This is a genomic window from Psychrobacter sp. 1Y4 (genome assembly GCF_051847555.1).
Genome location: NZ_JBPYDE010000240.1, coordinates 1 through 933 on the forward strand (window position 1 = coordinate 1; position 933 = coordinate 933).

1 protein-coding gene and 1 pseudogene are annotated in these 933 nt (G+C 44.7%); both read left to right on the forward strand.

Annotation, left to right across the window (positions count from 1 at the left end; all coding sequences use genetic code 11):
- Positions 1-553: putative oxygenase MesX (locus ACS8FC_RS15505; RefSeq protein WP_439297428.1), on the forward strand; the 553-nt coding region annotated here is incomplete at its 5' end.
- A 73-nt stretch (positions 554-626) separates the two neighbouring features.
- Positions 627-933 (forward strand): annotated as a pseudogene (locus ACS8FC_RS15510) (methionine synthase); the annotation flags it as partial.

The window sequence follows — 933 nt, forward strand, 5'->3', positions numbered from 1 at the left end:
ACACGGTAAACTGTTTCAATACTTACTGAATTCAGAAGCCTATAAAGCCAATTTTGATAAAAAACCAGTCATCTGCTTGAGTGTCTCAACCAGCAAGACCTATTACCGTACTACCAATCAGCATCCGGTATTGGGCGTTGAGTATCAGCAAGACGAGTACTCGTTAACCGACGACTATTTTCACAAAATGGACTTAACCGTACGCTACTTTAAGCCTGAGGGTAGCGCCGCGCCATTAGCGTTTTATTTTGCGGGTGATTTGACCAGCGACTATACCGATCTTGAGCTCATCAGTGCAATCAGCACCATGGAGACCTTTCAAAAGATCTACCGTCCTGAGATTTACAACGCCAACTCAAGCGCGGGTCAAGTGTATCAACCCAGCCTGAACTACCAAGATTATTCATTGACGCAAGTGGTTTATGATCGCGTCGAGCGCAGTCAAATGGCGGTCAAACAAGGTAAATTTACCGAAACGCATTTTATCAAGCCTTACCAAGATATTCTTGAAACATGGGCGGCCAATTACGCTGTAAACAAGAACGTCGCTTAAAAAATCCAAATATAAAAGCGCACGCTATAACACCTAAAATAGAGAACACTTGAAATAGAGAAGATAATACGACATGACTTTATTATTACCAACATCGACCGCTGGCAGCTTACCAAAACCTTCTTGGTTGGCAGAACCTGAGAAAATTTGGTCACCTTGGCAGCTTGATGGTGAGGAATTGATTCAAGCAAAACAAGATGCGCTGCTGGTATCGCTACAAGAGCAAGTGCGAGCAGGCGTCGATATCGTCAGTGATGGCGAGCAAACCCGTCAGCACTTTGTCACTACCTTTATTGAGCATTTAGACGGCGTGGATTTTAACCAGCGCGAAACTGTGCGTATCCGCAATCGCTATGATGCCAGCGTACCGACAGTTGTGG